This is a genomic window from Proteus vulgaris, assembly GCF_016239305.1.
Lineage (GTDB): Bacteria > Pseudomonadota > Gammaproteobacteria > Enterobacterales > Enterobacteriaceae > Proteus > Proteus vulgaris_C.
The window spans coordinates 124,247-147,671 of sequence record NZ_JAEHOQ010000008.1; the positions used below are offsets into that span (position 1 = coordinate 124,247).

21 protein-coding genes and 1 pseudogene are annotated in these 23,425 nt (G+C 35.1%); 14 read left to right on the forward strand and 8 right to left on the reverse strand.

Annotation, left to right across the window (positions count from 1 at the left end):
• Positions 1-159: 159 nt before the first annotated feature.
• Positions 160-330, forward strand: a complete 171-nt coding sequence (locus tag JEP40_RS08245) for a DUF2933 domain-containing protein (protein WP_198623155.1) — start codon at positions 160-162, stop codon at positions 328-330.
• A gap of 70 nt (positions 331-400) precedes the next feature.
• Here JEP40_RS08245 and JEP40_RS08250 read toward each other — a convergent pair whose 3' ends face one another.
• Positions 401-772, reverse strand: a complete 372-nt coding sequence (locus tag JEP40_RS08250; RefSeq protein ID WP_198623156.1) for a DUF4440 domain-containing protein — start codon at positions 770-772, stop codon at positions 401-403.
• 156 nt (positions 773-928) lie between these two features.
• On the opposite strand from JEP40_RS08250, the gene JEP40_RS08255 reads away from it, so the two are divergent.
• The 5 genes from JEP40_RS08255 to JEP40_RS08275 all read left to right on the forward strand — a co-directional run bounded on the left by JEP40_RS08255 (position 929) and on the right by JEP40_RS08275 (position 3,971).
• Positions 929-1,267 carry a GlpM family protein gene (locus JEP40_RS08255; protein WP_198623157.1) on the forward strand — a complete coding sequence of 113 codons (339 nt, stop codon included), beginning with the start codon at positions 929-931 and terminating at the stop codon, positions 1,265-1,267.
• A 54-nt stretch (positions 1,268-1,321) separates the two neighbouring features.
• The gene (locus tag JEP40_RS08260) at positions 1,322-1,552 is read left to right on the forward strand and encodes a DUF6500 family protein (RefSeq protein ID WP_198623158.1); all 231 of its coding nucleotides are present in this window, start codon (positions 1,322-1,324) and stop codon (positions 1,550-1,552) included.
• Between the two features lie 105 nt (positions 1,553-1,657).
• Positions 1,658-1,873 (forward strand): hypothetical protein, encoded by a 216-nt coding sequence (locus tag JEP40_RS08265; protein ID WP_006533140.1) that lies wholly within the window; start codon positions 1,658-1,660, stop codon positions 1,871-1,873.
• Positions 1,874-2,233: 360 nt separating this feature from the next.
• The gene (locus JEP40_RS08270) at positions 2,234-3,367 is read left to right on the forward strand and encodes a hypothetical protein (protein ID WP_198623159.1); all 1,134 of its coding nucleotides are present in this window, start codon (positions 2,234-2,236) and stop codon (positions 3,365-3,367) included.
• Between the two features lie 148 nt (positions 3,368-3,515).
• On the forward strand, positions 3,516-3,971 hold the full coding sequence (locus JEP40_RS08275; protein ID WP_198623160.1) for a GNAT family N-acetyltransferase: 456 nt from the start codon (positions 3,516-3,518) through the stop codon (positions 3,969-3,971).
• Positions 3,972-4,097: 126 nt separating this feature from the next.
• Here the strand turns inward: JEP40_RS08275 and fliT are convergent, their stop codons facing one another.
• From fliT to fliD, 3 genes are read right to left on the reverse strand one after another with little or no spacing between them, the layout of a single operon-like run.
• Positions 4,098-4,451 (reverse strand): flagellar protein FliT, encoded by a 354-nt coding sequence (fliT, locus tag JEP40_RS08280; protein WP_072068502.1) that lies wholly within the window; start codon positions 4,449-4,451, stop codon positions 4,098-4,100.
• An 18-nt stretch (positions 4,452-4,469) separates the two neighbouring features.
• Positions 4,470-4,868, reverse strand: a complete 399-nt coding sequence (fliS, locus tag JEP40_RS08285) for a flagellar export chaperone FliS (RefSeq protein ID WP_023581844.1) — start codon at positions 4,866-4,868, stop codon at positions 4,470-4,472.
• Between the two features lie 19 nt (positions 4,869-4,887).
• Positions 4,888-6,351 (reverse strand): flagellar filament capping protein FliD, encoded by a 1,464-nt coding sequence (gene fliD / locus JEP40_RS08290; RefSeq protein WP_198623161.1) that lies wholly within the window; start codon positions 6,349-6,351, stop codon positions 4,888-4,890.
• A gap of 387 nt (positions 6,352-6,738) precedes the next feature.
• On the opposite strand from fliD, the gene JEP40_RS08295 reads away from it, so the two are divergent.
• The 4 genes from JEP40_RS08295 to fliZ all read left to right on the forward strand — a co-directional run bounded on the left by JEP40_RS08295 (position 6,739) and on the right by fliZ (position 10,988).
• On the forward strand, positions 6,739-7,812 hold the full coding sequence (locus tag JEP40_RS08295; RefSeq protein WP_198623162.1) for a FliC/FljB family flagellin: 1,074 nt from the start codon (positions 6,739-6,741) through the stop codon (positions 7,810-7,812).
• A gap of 315 nt (positions 7,813-8,127) precedes the next feature.
• Complete coding sequence (locus JEP40_RS08300; protein WP_198623163.1) at positions 8,128-9,234, forward strand: FliC/FljB family flagellin; 1,107 nt, start codon at positions 8,128-8,130, stop codon at positions 9,232-9,234.
• A 442-nt stretch (positions 9,235-9,676) separates the two neighbouring features.
• The gene (locus JEP40_RS08305) at positions 9,677-10,399 is read left to right on the forward strand and encodes an RNA polymerase sigma factor FliA (RefSeq protein ID WP_198623164.1); all 723 of its coding nucleotides are present in this window, start codon (positions 9,677-9,679) and stop codon (positions 10,397-10,399) included.
• 58 nt (positions 10,400-10,457) lie between these two features.
• Positions 10,458-10,988: a flagella biosynthesis regulatory protein FliZ gene (gene fliZ / locus JEP40_RS08310; protein WP_006533125.1), complete on the forward strand. Its 531-nt coding sequence runs from the start codon at positions 10,458-10,460 to the stop codon at positions 10,986-10,988.
• A gap of 470 nt (positions 10,989-11,458) precedes the next feature.
• Here fliZ and putA read toward each other — a convergent pair whose 3' ends face one another.
• A complete protein-coding gene (gene putA / locus JEP40_RS08315; protein ID WP_198623165.1) occupies positions 11,459-15,421 on the reverse strand; it encodes a trifunctional transcriptional regulator/proline dehydrogenase/L-glutamate gamma-semialdehyde dehydrogenase in 3,963 nt (1,320 codons plus the stop codon).
• Positions 15,422-15,890: 469 nt separating this feature from the next.
• Between putA and putP the strand changes: the two are divergent.
• A pseudogene (gene putP / locus JEP40_RS08320) lies at positions 15,891-17,374 on the forward strand (sodium/proline symporter PutP).
• Between the two features lie 124 nt (positions 17,375-17,498).
• Here the strand turns inward: putP and JEP40_RS08325 are convergent.
• From JEP40_RS08325 to JEP40_RS08335, 3 genes are all read right to left on the reverse strand, one after another.
• The gene (locus JEP40_RS08325) at positions 17,499-18,332 is read right to left on the reverse strand and encodes a hypothetical protein (protein ID WP_198623166.1); all 834 of its coding nucleotides are present in this window, start codon (positions 18,330-18,332) and stop codon (positions 17,499-17,501) included.
• Between the two features lie 492 nt (positions 18,333-18,824).
• The gene (locus JEP40_RS08330) at positions 18,825-19,655 is read right to left on the reverse strand and encodes a hypothetical protein (RefSeq protein ID WP_198623167.1); all 831 of its coding nucleotides are present in this window, start codon (positions 19,653-19,655) and stop codon (positions 18,825-18,827) included.
• Positions 19,656-19,875: 220 nt separating this feature from the next.
• Positions 19,876-20,712 (reverse strand): hypothetical protein, encoded by an 837-nt coding sequence (locus tag JEP40_RS08335; protein ID WP_198623168.1) that lies wholly within the window; start codon positions 20,710-20,712, stop codon positions 19,876-19,878.
• Between the two features lie 301 nt (positions 20,713-21,013).
• Here JEP40_RS08335 and JEP40_RS08340 point away from each other — a divergent pair, with 301 nt between their 5' ends.
• From JEP40_RS08340 to JEP40_RS08350, 3 genes are all read left to right on the forward strand, one after another.
• Complete coding sequence (locus tag JEP40_RS08340; protein ID WP_198623169.1) at positions 21,014-21,421, forward strand: DUF6386 family protein; 408 nt, start codon at positions 21,014-21,016, stop codon at positions 21,419-21,421.
• A gap of 678 nt (positions 21,422-22,099) precedes the next feature.
• Positions 22,100-22,630: a fimbrial protein gene (locus JEP40_RS08345; RefSeq protein ID WP_198623170.1), complete on the forward strand. Its 531-nt coding sequence runs from the start codon at positions 22,100-22,102 to the stop codon at positions 22,628-22,630.
• Between the two features lie 63 nt (positions 22,631-22,693).
• Positions 22,694-23,419, forward strand: coding sequence for a molecular chaperone (locus JEP40_RS08350; RefSeq protein WP_198623171.1), 726 nt, complete (start codon positions 22,694-22,696; stop codon positions 23,417-23,419).
• Positions 23,420-23,425: the final 6 nt, after the last annotated feature.

A 23,425-nucleotide genomic window follows, 5' to 3' on the forward strand; every position in this document is an offset into this window, starting at 1 on the left:
AATAAAGTTGAATTTTATAAGAGAGTTATTGTGAAGAAGCTCAAATTAAGGTGCGGAAAGGTAATTGACAAAAATACGGATTAAATAACAAATCCATACTAGACCTTCCTCTTAGAGTAAGCCCTATCATCTTTTAAATCGTGATTTAAGGAGATGATTATGTGGGAACTTCTAAGAGATAATTGGTTTATTTTGATGTTATTACTTTGCCCGTTAATGCATTTCTTTATGCATAAACATCATCATGGTGAAAATAGTTCACACGATTGCTGTAAGAATAAAGATGAAACAACGACAATAGACAAAAAGAAAACACATTTAGATGCTTAAATAGGTTATTAAATATTGCTATTGAGCTAAATAATCAGATTTAGCTCAATGCTATTTCTTAAGATGCGCATTAATCCTCCGATTTAGCTGTGCCTTGATGAAACCGTAGTTGCCAATCACCATGAGAGTTTTTTATCCAGAGGGATGAACGGTAAGTCTGCTTTATTTTTCTGTTATCTTCTACTTGATAGCTGACGTAAGTTAACAGCACTACATCATCACTTAGCTGTGATCCCTGATAATTTTCTGAATAAATCTCTATATTGCGATTGTCGTTTGTCAGGCTGCTAATTGTGTCTGCTTTATTAACGCAAATACCAGAGCGACAAAACTCCATAAACTCATTATGTAAAAGTTGAATAAGTACATCTGTATTTTTTCGATGGGTACTTTTGTGAAGTGTTTTTTCTTGTTGGATTAGTTTTTTATAAAGTTCGATCATGTTTATCTTTATTTTATAGTGAGGTGCACAGCATCGTGGGTTTTATCATCATCAAAAGTATCATACTATCTTAAACCACAGAAAATAAAATTAGCTCACATACAGATGTTAGCTTGTATGATAGAACTAAGGTTTTTATAACTTGATGAAAAAATAATGGGATTACTGGTTAAAGCATTAATTGGTGCATTGGTGGTGGTATTAATTGCGATTTTATCAAAGTCTCGCCATTACTATATTGCGGGGTTGATTCCACTATTTCCGACTTTTGCGCTAATAGCTCACTATATTGTGGGCTCTGAACGCTCTATTGAAGCGTTACGCACCACCATTATTTTTAGTCTATGGGCTGTGATTCCTTATCTGGTTTATCTAATTTCACTTTATGTGATGATTAACTATGTAAAATTATTTACGGCACTGGCTACGGCAGTGATTTGCTGGGTTATTGCTGCTTGGTTACTTATTCAACTATGGAACAAATTTCATGGATAGAGCATTTGTTCTTTTCTATTTATTCCCATGTTGAAAAATAAAAATAGAGAGAAGATGAGAAAATTATTACAACAAAAAATAATTCAAATATGTAATGACAAGATTTCGGCCAAAGGAGTGGGCGTGGGATTATCCTTTTATGCTTTTTTTGCAAATAAAAATGACAACCCTGAATTATTAATGGAAGCCGCAACATGGTGGATAATGACGCATAAATTGGATCACTTTGAAAAAGCTGTAAAAATAAAAAAATTAGTGCAATCAGAAATGGAATATCACGCCTAATTTTCCTACGATGTGGTTCATTTTTTTATAAAACAATTTTTATTAAACTAAAATTTATTGATTATTATCACATTAAAGCAAGTCATAAACCGCTATGGTAATTACATGATTAATAACGTAAACGGTGATGATATGGAATATTGGTTTATTGCGTATAAAGTGCGTTCCAGAAATGGTGATACCTACGCCGGACATAAAATTGTAGAAACAGAAAGTGGGATCACACCCCATATTGCGTTAGATAAAGCATGTCAGGAAGTTGCTGAAGGGGCACAAGCTGATATTCCTGCTGTGAGAGTAGTCGCTTTTAATCGTTTATAAGAAATTCTATCTACCTAATAGAAATCCTACATTTAATTATGTGGGATTTTTTATATTAAAATACCATTCTAGTCATGTTTATTCAGAACATTACTTCATATATTTATTCCCAATTAAAAATAATTAAAAACTAGAATATTTACTTATATTATTTAATTATGTTGATCCAACAACGTTTTTTCATTTTTATTATTTAAATAAAATTCAATTATGTGATCTCAACTCTGTTAATTCGTTTTTTATAATTGAATTTAAAAAGGCTTATGGGTAATGTGCTAGTGGGCTAAGGAATAGCTCAATACAAGGAAATAAAAATCATTATTTTGGTTTTTTAGTTATGATTAAAAGGAAATTTACACTATGACAGTATTAACCGTTTATTTATGTGGTACCGGCTCTAACTCATTTGATAATAATAATTCTACTTTCTGGCAAGGGGAATTAGTTGCCACTTTGGCGCAAAACAACCAAGGACGAGAATTCGCACAGTGGTTTATTGTTGATGGCCCTGGTAGTGGTAATCTGCAAGAAGATGATTTATGGGTTGAAAGCCCAAATTACTCTGATATCAAAGGTTCACTCTTTGGTAATGGTTGGGAAGAAAACGTCAACCATGCACTTTGCTTAATGAAAGGTAACTTTGATTGGCAACGTGAAAAATTGACAGAAGAGCAGTATAACCAACTGAAAAAAGCTGGCATTCCTATTGAAGATGTTAAAGTAACAGGCTCTTTTTTATGGCGTAAATATGACTATGGCGATCGTCATGTCACTCAGCAACAACTCCAACAGCAAATTATTCGTATTTTTCGCAAAGATGGCATTATTCCAACACAAGTTAACTTAGTGGGGTGGAGTCGTGGGGGTATTACTTGTCATATGTTAGCGAATGCAATGTTGGCAGATCCTCAATTAAAAGATATTCCAGTAAATATTTTTGCGATTGACCCTGTTCCGGGTCCACTGAATTTCCAACCAGAAAAAGTGACGCTTGGTAAAAACGTCAAAGAATATGTTGGGTTTTATGCAAAAGATGAGCGCTCTAAAGGATTTACTTGTGTGATCCCAACTGTCGCTACTGATACTAAAATGCATATCTTCCCTATTTCAGGACGTCACGCCACATTAGTGGGTAATGCGTCTATTGATGGTAGTGAAGGTGAAAATGCATTATACGCACCAGGTTTACTGGTACGCCATTTTGCAGAAGTCTGTTTAACTCGCTGGGGTTGTGATTTAGCAAATAAACTAGCTTTAACGGATACACAAATTACGGGCTACCACACCGATATTGCTAATGATGCAGATAAATATACCGCAATGCGTCGTAAAACCTATTCTATCCATGAAAGCACAGGTAAGGACGAACGCAAAGTTTCACTAGGTAAAGAGGGTAAAGCATTCTCTGAGATCGTTGGCGTACCATATAATCCATCAGCCGGTTTAACAGCGGATTATTTATCAAATCAGCAACTCTATGATGTGATTAAATAAATTATTATTTATCGGATTATTATGAACTAATAGGTCGCCCACCGTGAAGTGGGCGATTTCTATTGTTCTATTTTAGTTAAATAATAAAAAGTCATATATGTGATATAACGTATTACTTTAATACTACTTTAAACACGGAATAAAGTGCATGAATTGGATTTTAAAATCATTTTCACAACTAACGACTGATGAACTGTACGCTATTTTAGCCTTAAGAAATCAAGTTTTTATTTGTGAACAGCAATGTGCTTATCAAGATGTTGATGGGGTAGACCAAAATACCTTGCACCTGTTTGTCAAAGAGGAAGAGAGTCAGCAAATTATTGCCTATGCACGCTTATTGCCTCAAGGTATTGCATTTAAAGAAGCGTCGATAGGGCGGGTGATTGTTGCTCAAAATCAGCGGGGAAGTGGTATTGCGCATCAGTTAATAAAAGAGGCGATTGCAACTACATGTTGTCAATTTAATACCCATACAATCAAAATAATGGCACAGGCTTATTTAGTCTCATTTTATCAATCACATGGTTTTGTTATCGATTCAGAAACGTATCTTGAAGATAACATTCCACATATTGATATGGTTTTAGTGCAATCTGTGTAATAAAAAACAAAAAAGTAAACGTTTATCCTGACGTTACCGATAACAAATTAAGCTGAATAATAAGAGTGACTTTTTTTAAGTAAAGACGCCATTAGCTAATAAAACCGCTTTTGGCGCAGAGGAGAGTTATTTAAGATTGAGATCAGGATAATAACTATGTTCTGTAAACTGACCATAGCTATTTTGTACCCTCTGCTCTTGTTCAGTCTGTCTAATTAACACGCCGAGCTCATCTAGACGAGCCCGTAATAAATTTCGCGTCTCATTTTCGTTTTCTAAGATTTTCTTTAGCATATCTGTGAGGCGTTGTTGTAGTCTCAGCTCACCATCTGCAGGTTTTATCATCTTAGTGATATTTTCTACGCTTTTTAAATAATCCATTTCCATTTCTATCAGCTTGTCCCATTGCTGATCTTTGGCAAGCGTTAACATTTGCTCACTTGATTTTAAAACCTGCTCGTAAGCCACCATAATATCCATATTGTTGTCCACTCTAATTTAATAAGAATTAATCTGTGTGCCGATTTGTTGCCAAGCATCAGAAATTTCAGTTAAGAGCTTGATGACTTCATGAATTTTTTCTGGGTTATTTTTTAAGTTGGCATCGAGTAGCTGATTAACCATATAGTCATAAAGGAGCTCCAGGTTCTCTGCAAGCTCGCCACCTTTTTCTTTATCCAGACCTTGTTTTAATCCATTACCAATAATATTAATGGCTTTAGAAATATTTTCGCCCTTACCGGCGATATTTCCTTGTTCCATTAATATTAAGGCACGGCGAAGGGCGCTAAGCGCCCCATTAAATAGGATCTGGATCAGCTGGTAAGGCGTGGCATTTAAAATCTCGCTTTCAACGTCGATTTGAGCATACATTTTACTGGCTGATTGTTGATACATAGTGTCCTACTTTTAAAAATTACATTAATAAACGGTCGATTGAGGCACTGGAGTTAGCCATGGAGTTGACCATTTTATCTAACTGTTGGAACTGTTTTTTATAGCGTTCCATCGTGGCTGCAATATTACGTTCCGTGTTTTTAATTTGGCTATCTAATGTTTTCTTGCGTTTTTTCACGCCATCAGTGGCAACATCTAAAGTACCATCATTAGATTGCAGGGTTTTTTTCAGGTAATTATAGGTTTGAGTACCAAAACCAGTTTCTTTACCGTCACCCATAAAAAACTCTTTCACGTTAGCGGGTTTTTCCTTTAACGCTTCATCCAGTTTTTTGCTATCGATATCTAAAGAGCCATCAACCTTAAATTTAATACCCATTTTATTCAGGGTATCCATATCTGAGGTGCTTTGTGAGCTAGTTACAAAGCTTTTTAGTTCAGACATAATCATACGGCTGGTGGTATCACCGAGTAATACACCATTATCTTTTGATGCCGCTTCACCTTTCTCAACTTGCGTATATTTAGTGAGTGATTTGTAAGTACTGTTTAATTCGTTATAAGCGTCTGTCCAAGCTTGAATTGCTTTTTTCATTGGCTCAATATCACGAGCAACGTTTATAATTTCAGGCTTATCTGCTTTGTCTTTATTATCAAAGGTCGTTTTCTTTAGATTTAAAGTGATCCCTTCTGGTGCATCTTTAATCTCATTCGTCTGGCGCTCAATATCAATACCATTAATATTGACAATAGAGTTTTGAGCTTTAACAACCTGTGTCATTTTGGAGGATTTATCAACCAAGTTAGAATCAGGATTGGATGGATCAGACAGTTCAGTATTTTTAGGATCATAATTAAGGTATGAAGCGAGATCATCGTCACCAATTACCTCAATTTTCATTTCAGATTTTGTACCTTCTTTGCGAGAAGTTAGTGTTAAATAGTTTTCACCATCTTTCGCTTTAACAATACTTGCTGAAACATTACCTTCTTTTTTATTAATCGCATCACGTAATTCAAGAATAGATGTTTGACTATCGTTTAATTCAATACGTAATGGCTCTTTTTCACCTTCTTGTGTGATGATAAGAGTGCGCTTATTACCTTCACCTAATGTTTTACCTAATGATTTTTTAATATCATCAACAGGTTGTGTTTTTAAAGATTGTGACTTAGCTAACTGTTCAACAGAAACAGTATAGTTACCCACACTGGCTTTACCATCCGTCGTCACTTTAAAAGCATCAAACTCATCGTCTACTTTGGTTGCAACTATCTTGTCGAATTTCTTTAAATCTTCTGATGCTTTTTGTAACTTATCAAGTTGGCTACGAATTTTACCGTAAGCGGTAATTTGCGCTTCGTAGCTTTTCATCTGTTTATCTAGGGGTTCAAGGCGTTTATTTTCCGCCGCCTCTAATTGTGCCAATGTTTGGCTAAGAGGCATCCCTGAGCCCACGCCTAGTGAAGCAATACCAGCCATACCGGTCTCCTTTCTGTGTTCGTAAAATAATCCTCAAAAAACGTTATCGGTAGAATCGGCGAAAAGTTTACGTCTATTTGGTATTTTTGATGAGTGAAACAGGCTGCCATATAGAAGCCTTTTATTGCCATTGGTGACTAAAGTCGAATTTAGAAGGGGAGAAAAAGGATTGAGACGAAAATTGATAAAAATTGAATAAAAAAATAATAAATTAATTTCTTTGTTTATCATTGACTTGATATTAATTCTATAAAAAAACGCAGAAATATTTGTAGGAAAAGTTAAAGGTTGTATGTGGGGTGCCGATAAACTTGTTGCCGGTGATTAACACCGAAAATGAATAGGCAAACTTTTATTTTATCGACTTGATTTTAAAGGAATCTAGCTATGGCACAAGTCATTAATACCAACTATCTATCTCTGGTAACTCAAAACAACCTGAACAAATCTCAGGGAGCTTTAGGAAGTGCAATCGAGCGTCTGTCTTCTGGTCTGCGTATCAACAGCGCTAAAGACGATGCAGCAGGTCAAGCGATTGCTAACCGTTTCACTTCTAACATCAATGGTTTAACTCAAGCTTCACGTAATGCGAACGATGGTATCTCTATCGCTCAAACTACTGAAGGCGCACTGAACGAAATCAACAACAACTTACAACGTATCCGTGAGTTAACAGTTCAAGCTAAAAACGGTACTAACTCTGACTCAGATATCACTTCAATCCAAAACGAAGTTACTGAACGTTTAGATGAAATCACTCGTATCTCCGGACAAACTCAGTTTAACGGCGTTAAAGTACTGAGTGGCGAAAAGTCAACGATGACTATTCAAGTGGGTACTAATGATAATGAAGTTATCGAGTTTAACTTAGATAAAGTTGATAACGACACTTTAGGCGTTTCAAAAGAAAAACTGTTTGAAAAAACAGCAGCAGGTACTGCAAAAGCTAAAGGTGATGCAGTCACAGCTGCTGATATCAAAGCAGGTTCAGCTTTTGATACTGGTATTAAATCAGCAACTAAATACATAGAAGGTGGTGTTGAATCTACTGATAAATATGTAATTACTAAAGATGATGGTACTCAAGTTGTTGCTGGCCTGAAAGATGATGGTGCTAACGTAGTTAAAATTGATGGTACTGAAGAAGCATTCAAAGCGACTGATGGTAAAGCGAAATTAGACGTTAAAGATGATGCACTGGCTACTTTAGACGAAGCTATCAATAAAATTGATGAAAGCCGTTCTAAATTAGGTGCGATTCAAAACCGTTTTGAATCTACTATCAACAACCTGAACAACACTGTTAACAACTTATCTGCTTCACGTAGCCGTATCTTAGATGCTGACTACGCAACAGAAGTGTCTAACATGAGTCGTGGTCAAATTCTGCAACAAGCGGGTACTTCTGTACTTGCTCAAGCAAACCAAGTACCACAATCAGTTCTGTCTCTGTTACGTTAATTCGTACTCTGACACAAAAGATACCTTTCTATATCCAAAAGGTCCTCGTAAGAGGGCCTTTTTTTGTTTGTGTGTTTTATCTTTAAACCCACTCTTTTTTAGTTTTATTTTTTCTCTCAACTTATTTCTCTTTTCTTTTAAATAAATTATTTCTTAAAAATTAATTGTCTGGCTTTTATTGCTATTTTCGCGACGCCAAAAATCGTAAAACCTTCGAAATTGATGACGATAGTGTCTAGGCAAGGTTATTACAGAGACGTAATAACAAGCCTATTCATTTAAAAACATTTTAAAATCAAGTCGAAGGAATATTGTATGGCACAAGTTATTAATACAAACTATCTGTCTTTAGTGACCCAAAATAATTTAAATAAATCACAAGGCTCGTTAGGTACTGCAATTGAACGTTTATCTTCTGGTATGCGTATCAATAGCGCAAAAGATGATGCCGCAGGTCAAGCGATTGCGAACCGTTTTACTTCAAATATTAACGGTTTAACACAGGCTTCTCGTAATGCGAATGATGGTATTTCTGTTGCTCAAACCACAGAAGGGGCATTAAACGAAATTAATACCAATCTACAACGTATTCGTGAACTTACCGTTCAAGCTAAAAATGGCACTAATTCAGATTCTGATATTTCGTCCATTCAAAATGAAGTAACAGAACGTTTTGCTGAAATTGATCGTATTTCTGAACAAACTCAATTTAATGGTGTGAAAGTATTGAGTGGTGATACAGAAATGACCATTCAAGTGGGTACGAATGATAAAGAAGCAATTAAATTCAAATTGGATAAAATCGATAATGTTACTTTAGCAGTTGGAAACGATAAGTTATATACCGAATCAACAGTTAAAAAAGGGGAAACAAAAGCAGGTGCTACAGTTGCCGCGGATAAATTGGGTGTTAGTGGTGTAACAGCTTATAAAAGCGGTCTAAGCGTTAAAGAATATGAAGTCGATGGTAAAGTTGTAAAAGATAAATATATTGCAACATCAGGTAATAAAGAGTATTTAGTTTCTTCTTCAGATTTCGAAGCTGATGCGACAACTCCAACCGAAGTAACATTAAAAGCTGGGGTAGCTGTTACTGCTAACGAATTTATTGCAAAAGCAGGTACTGATGTTAAAGTATTAAGTGTTAATGCTGATGCACTTGAAACATTAGATTCTGCAATCAATAGAGTGGATGAAGCGCGATCTAAATTAGGTGCTGTACAAAATCGTTTTGAATCTACTATTACTAACTTAAATAATACAGTCAATAATTTATCGGCTTCACGTAGCCGTATTTTAGATGCAGATTATGCAACTGAAGTATCGAATATGAGCAAAGGCCAAATTCTGCAACAAGCGGGTACTTCTGTACTTGCGCAAGCAAATCAAGTACCGAAATCAGTTCTTTCGTTATTACGTTAATCCTATTTTTAAATAATCCTCAAATTACACCCACTACACTATTTTGTAGTGGGTGTTTTTTCATCAAAACAATCGTTTTTTTAATTAATCATTTATGAGTATTTCAACTCGCTAATTAGACGCTAAAATCTCACAAAATAAAATACTATGATTTATATGTTATTTTTTTATGAACTAAATGCATATTCAATGCGTCGATTTCTTTTAATGAGATAAATTATCAATTTAATTAACGGTTTTTCTAAGGATTAGCGGTGGATGTTTTAAGGTAAAGTAGTTCTCGTAATGCAATGACAAATTAATTTACCAATGAAAACCCAATTTTTGCTGAAAATTTGGCATAGGTGAAAAAGAGGCGCTTTTGCTTCACTGTTCAACCGATTGCTAAATTTATTTCGCCAGATAATGGTTTCCGGTCTTTTATCCAAAGGTGTCTTTTGTTGTGAGTGATTTGTATACCGCCGAAGGCGTGATGGACAAAAATAGCCTCTGGGAGCGATATGTCCCGTTGGTTCGCCATGAAGCATTACGATTACAGGTCAAGTTACCTGCGAGTGTTGAATTGGATGATCTTTTGCAAGCGGGTGGAATTGGGTTATTAAACGCTGTTGAGCGTTTTGACTCAATGCAAGGTGCTGCCTTTACCACTTACGCTGTTCAACGTATCCGTGGCTCTATGCTAGATGAGCTACGCAGTCGAGATTGGGCGCCACGTAGTGTGCGTCGCAATGCAAGAGAAGTTACACATTCTATTCATCAATTAGAGCAGGATCTAGGACGACCCCCATTAGAACAGGAAGTTGCTGATCATTTGCAGATTGAGTTAGCAGAATACCGGCAGATCCTATTGGATACGAATAATAGCCAATTGTTCTCTTATGACGAATGGCATGAAATATACGGTGAAAGCTGTGAACCGTCTCAAGACGAAGATCATGATGACAATCCATTACAGATGTTATTAGAAAGTGATATTCGCCAAAGAGTCATAGACGCGATAGAATTGCTTCCCGAAAGGGAAAAAATGGTTCTTACTCTGTATTATCAGGAAGAACTTAATTTGAAAGAAATAGGCGCAGTGCTTAATGTCGGGGAATCCCGCGTGAGCCAGCTACACAGCCAAGCCATAAAAAGGCTGCGAGCACGCTTAAACCCAGAGAAATAGAAGTTTTGCTTATTTTTGTTTTTGTTTATTAAGACTACAACACAGGGCTTTATCTCTTATGTCTGTTTCAACACAAAAGAAACGGCCGCTAAGCCGTTACATTAAAGACTATAAACACAGCCAGACTCATTGTCTACATTGCCACAAGGCGCTTGATCGGATCTCTCTCGTATTCAATCGCCAAGTTATCAATAAAGAAGCCATTTCTGAAATGACGGATTTAATTGATGATGAAACGTGGGAAACGTTACAAGAGAAATTCTCTGCGCTATGCCGTTTTTGTAGTGAGATTTACTGTAATAGTGAAACTGACTACTTTGACATTATGTCTTTTAAGCAGTATTTGTTTGAACAAACGGAGATGAGCCACAGTACTGTTCGTGAGTATGTGGTTCGTTTACGTCGGCTCGATGAATTACTGACTTCAACTAATTTTCCTCGTCAAGAATTTACGACAGAGAAAATTCAGTCAGACCTGAGTAAAAAGCTCACTCCCTCGGCATTTAGTAATTACAATATTGCGCTACGTAAGTACGAGCAATATCTTGATTGGTGTCAAGAACCACCATCAATGAATAGTAGTCACTAATTGCGCTCAAGAGAGACCTTAAAAGGAGTAGCTTAGCCTACTCCTTTTTCTTTTGACTTAATTCAAAATTCTTTCTGTTTTTTCTTACTTAATCTCTTCGTTGTTTTTCAATTTCTTTATTTATCGATGATTAAATACAATATTGTGTTTATGGCATGACATTAATATGGCATTAACATGGGAATTAATAAGTAAAAAAAACGCCCCGAAGGGCGTAACTTTTAAGGTATACATAACGATATAATTCAATCAACTTCTAGGCTTTGGTTGACTTGGCGACAAGTATATTTACTAATTCAATAGTCGGCGATGGATAAATATAAAAAGAGTGAGAACAGTCACAGCATTAAGATAAATACCTATCTTAGCTATTTTTTATAACTAATAGATTAATAAAAGAAAAAACCACCTTTAATTAAATAGTTCTTAAAGGTGGTCTCAAAATAAAAAGAGAAAAAGAGGAGAGCTAATTAACTAATGGTCATTAAACTTGCGTTACCACCTGCGGCTGCGGTATTAATGCTTAATGCTCTTTCATGTAATAAACGTTCTAACAATAAGCCCGTTTCACCTCGTGAAAATCCTTGAACAGAGATTATTGCCCCTTTGCGTTGAGCAATTTTCTGGCAAGTTTCACGTAATTGATCACCATCACCATGATAAATAACCGCATTTATTTTCAATGGATCATCAGTCCAATTTTCAGTGACCGTAATTGCTTTTCTAACAATATCAGGTAATTCACGGTATGTTTTTTGTGAGAACGACCTATTGACGATAACGGCATGGCAACCCGAAGCGAGAACACCCGCTATTTGAGTTAGCGCATCTTGTTCATTATCTGAAATACAAAGCACATTACCGCAAGGAACTAATTGGTAAGTATTACGTTCGCCAGTAGGACCAGGTAATACACGTAATGTTCCTGCTTGGGACGCAAACGCATATTTTTCTAAGGCTTCATAGTGTGATTTGTCTGCTTTGTTTGATAACCATTCCATATACTTATTATAAGTTTGTAAGTTACGCATAGAAGTATCAAGCGGGAATGTTTCATCTTGACGGGCTAGTGTTTGTGTTGCTGCATTTTCAGGGCGTTTAGATAATAAGCGATACAGATAAATAGGGCCCCCGGCTTTCGGGCCTGTACCAGATAATCCTTCACCACCAAAGGGTTGAACACCCACCACTGCACCAACCATATTACGATTTACATATAAATTCCCCACTTTGGCATTTGATGCAACATAAGCAATAGTCTCATCAATACGCGTATGAACGCCCATCGTTAAGCCATAGCCTGTCGCATTAATTTCTTCGAGTAATGCAGGTAAATCTTGGCTTGCATAACGCACAACATGTAATACAGGGCCAAAAATCTCTCTTTTTAGAGAACTGACTTTATCTAATTCAATTAAAGTCGGTTGAACAAAGGTACTGTTATTTTCAATTTGTTTTGGCAGACTATTGTGTGAGGCTTGATAAATATCGTAACCCGCTGTGCGCATAACTTGAATATGCTTCTCAATACCTTTTTTCGCTTCTTTATCGATAACAGGGCCAATATCAGTGGATAATAAACTAGGATCACCTATTACTGCTTGTGCCATAGCTCCTTTAAGCATCTCAATGGTGTGATCTGCCACTTCTTCTTGAATACATAACAGTCGTAACGCAGAACAACGTTGACCAGCACTATCATAAGCTGAAGCCATAACATCCGTAACGACCTGTTCAGTTAATGCAGAAGAATCCACAATCATGGCATTTAAGCCACCCGTTTCTGCAATTAAAGGAACAGGGTGACCTTCGCTATCTAATCGGCCAGCTAAGGTTTTTTGTAAAATATGGGCAACGTCTGTCGAGCCTGTAAACATCACACCACGAACACGTTCATCAGCCACTAAACGTGCGCCAATAGTTTCGCCTTGACCTGGTAAAAGTTGTAATGCAAAGCGAGGAACACCAGCTTGATGGAAGAGTTCAACTGCTTTTGAAGCAATTAAAGGTGTTTGCTCAGCAGGTTTAGCAAGTACGGTATTACCTGCGGCTAACGCTGCGGCAATCTGTCCACTAAAAATAGCTAACGGGAAGTTCCAGGGGCTGATACAAACCACAGGCCCTAAAGGGCGATGTGTATTGTTATCAAAGTCTTGTGCAACTTGTGCCGCATAATAATAGAGAAAATCAATCGCTTCTCGTACTTCTGCAATGGCATTGCTATAAGTTTTACCCGCTTCACGTACTAAAGTTCCCATTAATGGACCCATTTGTTGTTCCATTAATTCCGCAGTACGAATTAAGAAAGAGGCTCTTTGTGTCGGGGGCGTTGCAAACCATATTTCTCCATTTTCTTGAGCAACAGTTAAAGCAAAATCCACTTCAGCTTCAGTGGCTTCCCTTACTGTACCCACGGTATCAGCATGATTTGCTGGGTTTAAAACAGATTGAGGATTTTGTGTTTTTTCTGAAGAATTAAACGTATCACCTAACAATGGCTCACAATGTCTATTTTCAGTGGCAGAGGTTAATAATGCACTAGAGAGTGATGCCAAACGGTGCTCATTTGACATATCAATACCCGGTGAATTTTTACGCTCATTACCATAAAGCTGATGAGGAAGTGGAATTTTAGGGTGTGAAAGTCCAATTTGCCCCTCAGCCTGTGCCATTTTATTGACTTCTTTAACCGGATCAGCGACCAATTCATCAAGGGAAATCGTGGTATCTGCGATTCGATTTACAAATGAGGTGTTTGCACCATTTTCAAGTAAACGGCGCACTAAATAGGCGAGTAACGTTTCGTGTGTTCCTACAGGTGCATAAATGCGACAAGGACGACCTAACTTCCCATCTGCAATTTTCCCTACAACTTGTGCATAAAGAGGCTCACCCATGCCATGTAAACACTGGAATTCATATTGTCCTGGGTAATAGTTCTGTCCTGCCAAATGATAAATTGCAGAAAGTGTGTGTGCGTTATGCGTTGCAAATTGAGGATAAATAAAGTTAGTTGATGCAAGTAGTTTCTTCGCACAAGCCAAATAGGAAACATCAGTATACACTTTACGAGTATAAACAGGGTAATCCTCAAGACCATCAATTTGAGCGCGTTTTACTTCGCTATCCCAATATGCACCTTTAACTAAACGGATCATTAAGCGACGACGGCTCCGACGAGCTAAATCGATGACATAATCAATCACTAATGGACAACGCTTTTGATAGGCTTGAATTACAAAACCAATCCCATTCCAACCCGCTAATTCAGGTTCAAAACAGAGTTTTTCAAGCAAATCAAGTGAAATCTCAAGTCTATCCGCTTCTTCTGCATCAATATTAATACCGATATCATATTGTTTTGCTTGTAATGTTAATGAGAGCAGGCGTGGGTAAAGTTCTGACATAACACGTTCATATTGTGCACGACTGTAGCGAGGGTGTAATGCCGAAAGCTTGATAGATATTCCTGGGCCTTCATAAATACCTCTGCCGTTAGAGGCTTTACCAATGGCGTGGATAGCTTGCTGATAAGAAACTAAATAATCTTGCGCATCTTTTTCTGTTAGTGCAGCTTCTCCTAACATATCATAAGAGTAGCTAAAGCCTTTTTCTTCAAGCTTACGTGCATTCGCTAATGCTTGAGAAATAGTTTCACCTGTGACGAATTGCTCACCCATCAAACGCATCGCCATATCAACGCCTTTACGTACTAATGGCTCACCACTTTTGGTTAAGATACGATTTAAAGAGTTAGAAAGTTTTTCTTCATTATGAGTAGAAACTAATTTACCTGTGAATAATAAGCCCCACGTAGCCGCATTCACGAACATCGATTGGCTTTGCCCTAAGTGTGAGCGCCAATTACCATGACTAATTTTGTCACGAATAAGGGCATCACGCGTGGCTTTATCTGGAATACGCAGTAACGCTTCCGCTAAACACATTAAAGCCACGCCTTCTTGTGAAGAAAGTGAAAATTCTTGTAATAAGCCTTGTACAAGTCCTGAACGCCCGATGCCATTTTTTTGTTTACGTAATTTATCGGCAATGGAATAGGCTAATTTATGCGTTGCTTGAGCTTCATTTTCGGGTAATGTCGCTTGTTGCAACAGCATAGGAACAGCTTGTATCTCAGGTGTACGATATGCAGAGGTAATGGCAGAGCGTAAAACAGATTGAGGGTGAATATGTTCAGCAAACTCCAAGAAAGGCTGATAATGAGCGGTTGGTGTTTCAGTGCTTTCATCAATATCTTGTTCTACAAATGTTGAGTTACCAAGATTAACCTGATCATTTTCAATTTGTTCTAGATAATTGAAAATAGCCTGTTTAATTAACCAATGCGATGTCCTATCTAATTTTTGTGCAGCCTCTTTTAATCTATTGCGGGTATCTTCATCAAGTCTAACACCCATTGTTGTGCTACTCATGCAGTGCTCCTCATATTCTATTTCTCATTTACAAGTACTATTACCCGTTATTTTTATTAATATCATTCATGTTGCAACTTTGTGCAACATTGTTAACAGTTTATTTATAAATAATGTGAAAGTGGTCAGGTTTTGTGCGTAATGAAAAAGAGCGTAATTTATCTATTCTATATATCTATATATAAATCAATTGATTATATTTATGTTGTTGATATTTACATTTATAATGACCCCTCGAATTAAGACAAATAGTGTGAAGTCATAAACAAAATTTAAACATTAAAACGTTAATTTCTTGTTAAATGTAGTTAACCTATTCTAGGATTGATGTGAATGCTTTATCTGTTGCTGTAAGAAATTATTTTAATTAAAAACTGAAAAGATCATTAATGCGCAACGAAGTGCAACGTTCCTGTACAAGTCAAAAGCATACCGATGATCGGAAACAGATTTATGGAGAACTGCAATTATGGCCTTAACTTCGCCAATGCTAATTACATTTACGATCTATATTCTGGGTATGCTTTTTATTGGCTACCTTGCTTATCGTTCAACAAAAAATTTTGATGATTATATTCTTGGCGGTCGGCGACTGGGCAGTGTAGTGACTGCGCTGTCAGCGGGTGCTTCAGATATGAGTGGATGGCTATTAATGGGATTACCAGGTGTGGTTTTTTTTGCTGGTATTTCTGAAAGTTGGATAGCTATCGGACTTTGTTTGGGTGCATGGCTAAACTGGCGCTTAGTGGCAGGGCGTTTACGTTTGCAAACTGAAAAAATAATAATGCATTAACGTTACCTGATTATCTGACATCGCGTTTTGATGATAAAAGCAAAATGCTACGTATTATTTCAGCATTAGTTATTCTTACTTTTTTTACTATCTATTGTGCATCTGGTGTGGTTGCTGGTGGAATGCTATTTGAATCAACCTTCCATATTCCTTACCACGAAGCGATGATTTATGGTGCACTTGCAACAATTGCTTATACTTTTTTAGGTGGTTTTCTTGCAGTAAGCTGGACTGATACCGTTCAGGCAACACTAATGATTTTTGCTCTGATCCTGACACCGATTATTGTGATTTTCTCCATTGGTGGTATTGATACTTCTATTGCGATTATTAAAGCTAAAGATCCGTCTTATCTTGATATGTTTAAAGGTCTTGATTTTATCGCCATTATCTCTTTATTGGCATGGGGATTAGGTTACTTTGGGCAACCTCATATCTTAGCGCGTTTTATGGCGGCTGATTCGAATCAAACAATTCGCAAAGCACGCCGTATCGGTATGACGTGGATGATCCTTTGTTTGGGCGGAACGGTTGCGGTAGGATTCTTCGGTATTGCTTATTTTGAAATGAATCCGGCACAAGCAGGGGCTGTGACGGCGAAAAATGAACGTATTTTTATGGAGCTGGCATCGTTACTGTTTAACCCATGGATTGCCGGTATTTTATTATCCGCCATTCTAGCCGCCGTAATGAGTACATTAAGCTGTCAGTTATTAGTGTGTGCAAGTGCCTTGACAGAAGACTTATACAAGCCTTTCATCCGTAAAGGTGCAAGTCAAAAAGAGCTGGTTTGGGTAGGACGTGGTATGGTGTTATTAGTTGCAATTATTGCAATTTTCTTAGCACGTGATCCTAATAATAAAGTTCTCGATTTAGTAAGTAACGCATGGGCAGGATTTGGTGCTGCTTTTGGCCCTGTTATTCTAATCTCTGTGATGTGGAAACGTATGACACGTAATGGTGCTTTTGCAGGAATGTTGATTGGTGCTTTAACGGTATTAGTGTGGATGCAATATAAATGGTTCGGATTGTATGAAATTATTCCTGGCTTTATTTTTGCCTCTATTGCGATTGTTGCCATTAGTTTAATGGGCAAAGAACCCAGTAAAGAGAACCAACAACGCTTTGATGAAGCTGAAACTCAATATCGTAATACATAATCGCTAAAATATTTAATATAGAGTTTATAAGTATAAATTTAATTAAAGGTCACTGAGCTAAATAAAGTGGCCTTTATTTTTTTGATAACAGGAGACATTTAAAAGGAAATTAATAAAATCTAACTTATTCATAATATTCTAACTTATAATATACAGTAGCCGTACTGGTATCGATTAATTTGCCTCGTTGTTTAATTGTAGTAACCATGTCCCATATCACACAATTATTATATTTATCCCATTCTTTGCATGTTTTATCATACTCCCTTATATCATCGTATAAACTCGTATATATCTGTATATGCTGTAATATTTTACCATCTTTTCCATAACGGAATTCTGACATTACATCATTATTATTGTTTACTGTTTTTAATAGGCGGCCTTGCTCATCGTAATGATAACGAATGACATTTCCTTTATTATTAGAATTAGAGTCAGTAATTGTTGATAATACAATTTTATTATCTTGGTATGAAAATTGACTTCTATCAATACCCATTAATGAACCATCATTATCGTAAAAATAAGATGTTTTTCCTATTAACTGATTTTGCTTGTTTTTGTTATAAAATTCACTGAGGTAGAGAGTATGAGTTCGATGGCGGTTTTTTAATTGGTATATCTGCTTTATATTATCAGGTGTTGGCATTCTTAATAGGTTAGTCTCAATATTTTCATGGATATACTCTTGTGTAGAGAAACTGTATTTGGTGAGAAAGCCACATTCATCAAATTGAGTTTCACCTTTAAATGCTTTTAACCGACCGTTCTCAGGTAACTTGCTGGTAATGTTAATTGACTTGACTGGGCCATATGTAAAGTTAATTGTAATAAATACGTTATTAGTGATATTTATCTGTTTTTGTGACCCATCACAAGAGTGCTGTATCGCAAAAGTAGAGGGCGTAATAAAGAATGTGCAGAGAGAAAAGGTAAAAACTAATGGTAATTTCATGTAATGAGTCATCTTAAATTATCTTAAAAGAGAACATGCTATAGGGCACATTCGTCATTAATTGACTTAGGTAGTTTTACATAAAAATTTTTTTAATAAAAGTATCATAGAAAACTATTTAGCATGTGCAGAAAAATATAGAGTTAATATATTAAAAATAGGTCTATTTTTGATGATATTAAATTTTTTCATCTCAAGAAAAAATGAGCGCACACTCTAAATGTGATGATTGATAAATGATTTTTCATATAAAGGATGCGTTATTAATATCAATTTATTCTTATCAACCTATTTTGATTTAAATCATTTTATGACATTGTTAATTGCAACCTAAAAAATAATTAAATATGCTTTTAGTTAATTGATTTATAATAGGTTTTATCTCATGTCTTTTTTAGCGTTCTTTGTAGATAAAATAATGCATAAAAAGCCTTGGTTTTTGACAATGTAAGATACTTAAATTGAGATTTTTTCATCTGAAAAATTGACAACTTATTCATAATATTCATATTGATGATAGACAGTCGCAGTGCTAGTATCGATTATTACACCATCTTTTCTTACTTCGCTTACCATATCCCAGATTAAGCAATTATTATATTTATCCCATTCCCGACAGGTATTGTCATATTCTCTTATATCGTCATATAGACTCGTAAATATTTGCATTTGACGTAAAATTTTACCATCATTTCCATAGTGATATTCTAAAGTAATCTCATTATTATCAATCGCTTTTAAAAGACGTCCTTGCTTATCGTAATAGTACTGAATTGAATTACCTTTATTTTCGGCAGTAGATTCAACAATAGTTTCTGCCACAATTTTTTTATCCTTGTATATTAATTCAGCAAAATCAGTACCGATTAATGATCCCTCATCATCATAAAAATAAGATGTTTTATCTACTAACTGATTTTGAATATTTTTTTCATAAAATTCAACAAGATAAAGAGTATGCGTTCTATGTCTATTTTTTAACTGATATTTATACTTAATGTTATAAGGTGTAGACATTCTTAAAAGGTTAGTCTCAATGTGTTCATGAATATACTCTTGTGTAGAAAAATCATATTTAGTCAAAACTCCACATTCATCAAATTGAGTTTCTCCCTGAAAAGCTTTTAATCGGCCTTGGTCTGGTAATTTACTGGTAGTAGTGATTTTTTTTATTGGCCCATAGTTAAAATCGATCGTAATAAACATATTGTTGTATTTATTCACCTGTTTTTGTGATTGATCGCAAGAGAGGGGCGTGGCAAATGCAGGTAATGTAATAAAAAGTGTGTATAGAGAAAAAATAAAGAGTAATGGTAATTTCATGTAATGAGTCATCTTAAATTTTATTAAAAGAGAATGTGCTAAAGAGCATATTCGTCATTAATTGATTTAAGTAGTTTTACACAAATTGTTTTTTAATGAAAGTATCACTTAGTTTAATAGTAGATAAATGATAGAGAAGAAAATATAAAAACCAGTCTATTTTTGATAGTCTGATTTTTATATTAATAGTTTGCACCAAGAATAATAAAGTATTTTTATATTATTCGTAGTAAGTAAACTCGTTATGAAGCACTGCTTTACTGTAATTAATCATTTCATCATCAAATTTTATAGTGCTTTCGAGTTGCTCTTTCGTACAGTTATCAAATTTATCCCATTCAAGGCAAGTAGTGATAAAGGCTTTGTCTTCTCCATTAACGCCTTTAATATAGTTTGATTGAGTAACAATTTTTCCTTCTGGATCATACTGATACTCTACATTTACTTTTCCGTCTTCTAATACGGATTGTAGTTTTCCTTGAGGATTATAGGTGTACTCTGTTGTGATAATCTCAGTTGTAGGATCAGACGATTTGCTAGTTTCTTTAATAATGCGCCCGTCTTTATAGTCGAATTGGCTAGTGAGTGTATCTATCAACTCGCCATTATTAGCATAGTATTGAGTGATCTTTTTATTGAGTCGATTTTGCTGATCTTTACTATAGTTTTCCTGCATATATATAGAATGCGAACCATAGGAATTTTTTAGTTGGAATTGATACCGAATAACTAAAGGATTATCAGGAGTTGTTCTTATTAAATTAGTTTCTACGTTGCCTTCAATATATTCCTGCATTGATGTGCTATCTTTCAGTAAGTTGCCACATTCATCAAGATGAATTTCTCCTTTGAGCGCTTTAAAACGGCCATCATTTGGCAACGTACTTGTCATCGTGACTGATTTCACAGGGCCATTAAAGGAACTGAGTAACATAATCGTAGTATTGGAAATGTTTTTTTGTTTTTCAGTCGCAGTGCATTGTGTTGAAGCTGCGATCGCAGAAGATGAAGAAAATGCATATAGTGAAAGAGAGAGAAGGAATAATTGTGATTTCATAAGTCCGTCCATGTATATACTTGCCATACTTTAAGCTACAGCGCTACTCGTCATACTTCAAGTCGCAGTGTTGTTGCCTGCGTTTATTCGTACTAGTCACTTGTCGCTTAGCTGTAACTTTATTTATTAAGAGTACCTGTATTCAAGTTATCGTCTAGCTACATATTGATTCATAAAATAGAGATTTAGTATAGGCAATTGGTTTACTAAATAGTATAGATAAAATCCTATATAATTAACCGATATATAAAGAGAAGAAAAATATTTTGGTACGATCAGAACTGTTTTTTGGAGCATTAAGATGTCAAACGTGTTTTCTTTTATGACAGATACGGCAACTCTCGTTGTTTTTGATTTACAAGCAATCCAACATCGAAAATCAGATACAGCAGATTGGTGGAGTATACCTGATGATGCGTTAGATGAAATGAACAAAGGCAATATTGCATTTATTGGCCTAGGTAATGATGGTTTTTACACAATTAAGCTATGCAATAAAATTGAAGATCCAGATGTAAAAATAAACATAAGCTGTCCATCTGGTGAAGTTTTTATTGGTGCAGGAGAGGATACAACTGGCGGTGATTTAGAGCCAGATGACCCACAATATCGTGCAGGAGAAATTGTTTTTCTTCCAGTAGGAACTTATGAAGTTTCATTAAAAAAGCAAACAGCATACTTTTTATTATTATCATTTTCTGTAAGGTGAAAAAAATAATTTTGAGAATATTTTACGTTTAAATTAAAGGCGTATATAAATGGTAATATAAAATATAATAATGAGTAAAAAGATACTATTATTTAAAGTGTTATTTGTATACTTTATTAATAAGTTAATGAATATAAGTTGAGTAATTTATGTTTGCATTTAGATGATATAACGAATGTACTGATTATTAATAAATTTAATCAATTAACAAAATATTAATTGATTAATCTAGTTTAAATATCACTGAAGAGAAATAGCGATACAAATAATTATTCAATAATAAAGAATGGGGGATTTTTTTTTAAATTTAAAGGCGATTAATAAATTGTTGACCTTGTTTTATTAAAAATGATAAATATCAATTTAAACTAAAATAATATTATTTTTAATATTAATCCTAATAAAATTAACGTTTTTTTGCTAAAAAATGCTTAATAGTCATATTTTGACTATAAGAATATGCTTAAAATCAAAAAATATATACGTATTAACCTCTATACGAAGTGAATATAGTTGCATTTTTTGAGTAAATAAGCTGATAATTATACATACTCAAATATTAGTACGTAATAAACATGAAATAAGGTTATTAAAGCCATTTTATTTCGTGTGTGCCTTTTCATTTATTCAAACCCAAAAATAAACTTATTTAGATATATTACCGGAGAGAGTCTTATTATGAATAAAATGCTTCTTGCTGCGATGATCACAGGTATTTTTTCATCAACAGTTTATGCGGCTTCTGATAATACCATTCGTTTTCAAGGCGAAGTTTCTGATGAAACTTGTACTGTAACTGTTAATGGTAATTCAGCACTTCCAGTTGTTTTATTACCAACAGTACCAGTAACAGCCTTAGATACTGCGGGTAAAACGGCAGGTCAAACACCATTTACTATTGCAGTGAGTGGTTGTACGGGTTCTAAACCAACAGATACAAATATTAAAACCATTTTTATTGCTAATAATCTGACAACAGAAGGTCGTATTGGTAATACAGCAGCAAATAACAACGTTAGCTTAGAAATTATTGATCCTGCGAAAACAGGTACCAAAATTGATTTAACTGGTGTAGGTAACGAAGGTTTAGTGTTAAAAGCAAACGAAAAATCAGCATCTTATGATTATGCTGTACGTTATTATGCTGATGATGTTGCAACAGCAGGCAAAGTAGAAGGTAGCGTGCAGTACTCTATCTCTTATCAATAATACTTATATGTCTCCTTTATATAAAGGAGACATTTTTCTATTTATATAAGAGGAAGATAAGTAATGAAAAAAATAATAATGTTAATTGCCGTATTTTTCTTAAGTTATAGCACAGCATCGTATTCTAGTGTCACTATGCTAAAAACACGTATTGTTTATTCATCAGATTCACGCTTTGAAGTTTTAAAGTTTATGAATAACGATGAAATCCCTTACATTATGCAAATATGGGCAGATAAAAATAATCCTAACTCAACCCCAGATAATGCAGATGCGCCTTTTGTTGTTCAGCCACCCGTTTTTCGTATTGATCCTAAAACAGGGAGAGACGCTAGATTAATTTATACTGGTGAAGGTTTACCACAAGATAAAGAATCCATTTTCTATTTAAATGTAGCGCAAATTCCACCTAAAGACCTAAATAAAGATATAAAAGAAGGAAATAGCTTTACTGTTATTGTGCATCATCGATTAAAAATATTTTATCGCCCAACAGCGATTGCCTCAAAGCTAAATAGTATCGAGAAGCAAATATCATTCTCAAAAGAAAGTAATGGCGATATAAAAATTAAAAATGACTCACCTTTCTTTGTGTCATTTTCACAACTTGAAGCCACTAATGCTTCGGGACAAAAATTTATATTTAAATCAACTATGGTTTCTCCGTTATCAACGGAAGTATTAGTTGCTGAGAATGGTGGGAAGCCTTTATTTTCACCCGATAAAATGACCTATAAATACCTTAATGATCTAGGTGGGCAGAATAACGCGACAGCTTTAATTCATTAATAAAAA

Excerpts from the sequence above, each read along its gene's own strand:
- JEP40_RS08245 (WP_198623155.1), top strand. The coding sequence starts at position 160 with ATGTGGGAACTTCTAAGAGATAATTGGTTTATTTTGATGTTATTACTT.
- JEP40_RS08250 (WP_198623156.1), bottom strand. The coding sequence starts at position 772 with ATGATCGAACTTTATAAAAAACTAATCCAACAAGAAAAAACACTTCAC.
- JEP40_RS08255 (WP_198623157.1), top strand. The coding sequence starts at position 929 with ATGGGATTACTGGTTAAAGCATTAATTGGTGCATTGGTGGTGGTATTA.
- JEP40_RS08260 (WP_198623158.1), top strand. The coding sequence starts at position 1,322 with ATGAGAAAATTATTACAACAAAAAATAATTCAAATATGTAATGACAAG.
- JEP40_RS08265 (WP_006533140.1), top strand. The coding sequence starts at position 1,658 with ATGATTAATAACGTAAACGGTGATGATATGGAATATTGGTTTATTGCG.
- JEP40_RS08270 (WP_198623159.1), top strand. The coding sequence starts at position 2,234 with ATGACAGTATTAACCGTTTATTTATGTGGTACCGGCTCTAACTCATTT.
- JEP40_RS08275 (WP_198623160.1), top strand. The coding sequence starts at position 3,516 with ATGAATTGGATTTTAAAATCATTTTCACAACTAACGACTGATGAACTG.
- fliT (WP_072068502.1), bottom strand. The coding sequence starts at position 4,451 with ATGGATATTATGGTGGCTTACGAGCAGGTTTTAAAATCAAGTGAGCAA.
- fliS (WP_023581844.1), bottom strand. The coding sequence starts at position 4,868 with ATGTATCAACAATCAGCCAGTAAAATGTATGCTCAAATCGACGTTGAA.
- fliD (WP_198623161.1), bottom strand. The coding sequence starts at position 6,351 with ATGGCTGGTATTGCTTCACTAGGCGTGGGCTCAGGGATGCCTCTTAGC.
- JEP40_RS08295 (WP_198623162.1), top strand. The coding sequence starts at position 6,739 with ATGGCACAAGTCATTAATACCAACTATCTATCTCTGGTAACTCAAAAC.
- JEP40_RS08300 (WP_198623163.1), top strand. The coding sequence starts at position 8,128 with ATGGCACAAGTTATTAATACAAACTATCTGTCTTTAGTGACCCAAAAT.
- fliZ (WP_006533125.1), top strand. The coding sequence starts at position 10,458 with ATGTCTGTTTCAACACAAAAGAAACGGCCGCTAAGCCGTTACATTAAA.
- putA (WP_198623165.1), bottom strand. The coding sequence starts at position 15,421 with ATGAGTAGCACAACAATGGGTGTTAGACTTGATGAAGATACCCGCAAT.
- JEP40_RS08325 (WP_198623166.1), bottom strand. The coding sequence starts at position 18,332 with ATGAAATTACCATTAGTTTTTACCTTTTCTCTCTGCACATTCTTTATT.
- JEP40_RS08330 (WP_198623167.1), bottom strand. The coding sequence starts at position 19,655 with ATGAAATTACCATTACTCTTTATTTTTTCTCTATACACACTTTTTATT.
- JEP40_RS08335 (WP_198623168.1), bottom strand. The coding sequence starts at position 20,712 with ATGAAATCACAATTATTCCTTCTCTCTCTTTCACTATATGCATTTTCT.
- JEP40_RS08340 (WP_198623169.1), top strand. The coding sequence starts at position 21,014 with ATGTCAAACGTGTTTTCTTTTATGACAGATACGGCAACTCTCGTTGTT.
- JEP40_RS08345 (WP_198623170.1), top strand. The coding sequence starts at position 22,100 with ATGAATAAAATGCTTCTTGCTGCGATGATCACAGGTATTTTTTCATCA.
- JEP40_RS08350 (WP_198623171.1), top strand. The coding sequence starts at position 22,694 with ATGAAAAAAATAATAATGTTAATTGCCGTATTTTTCTTAAGTTATAGC.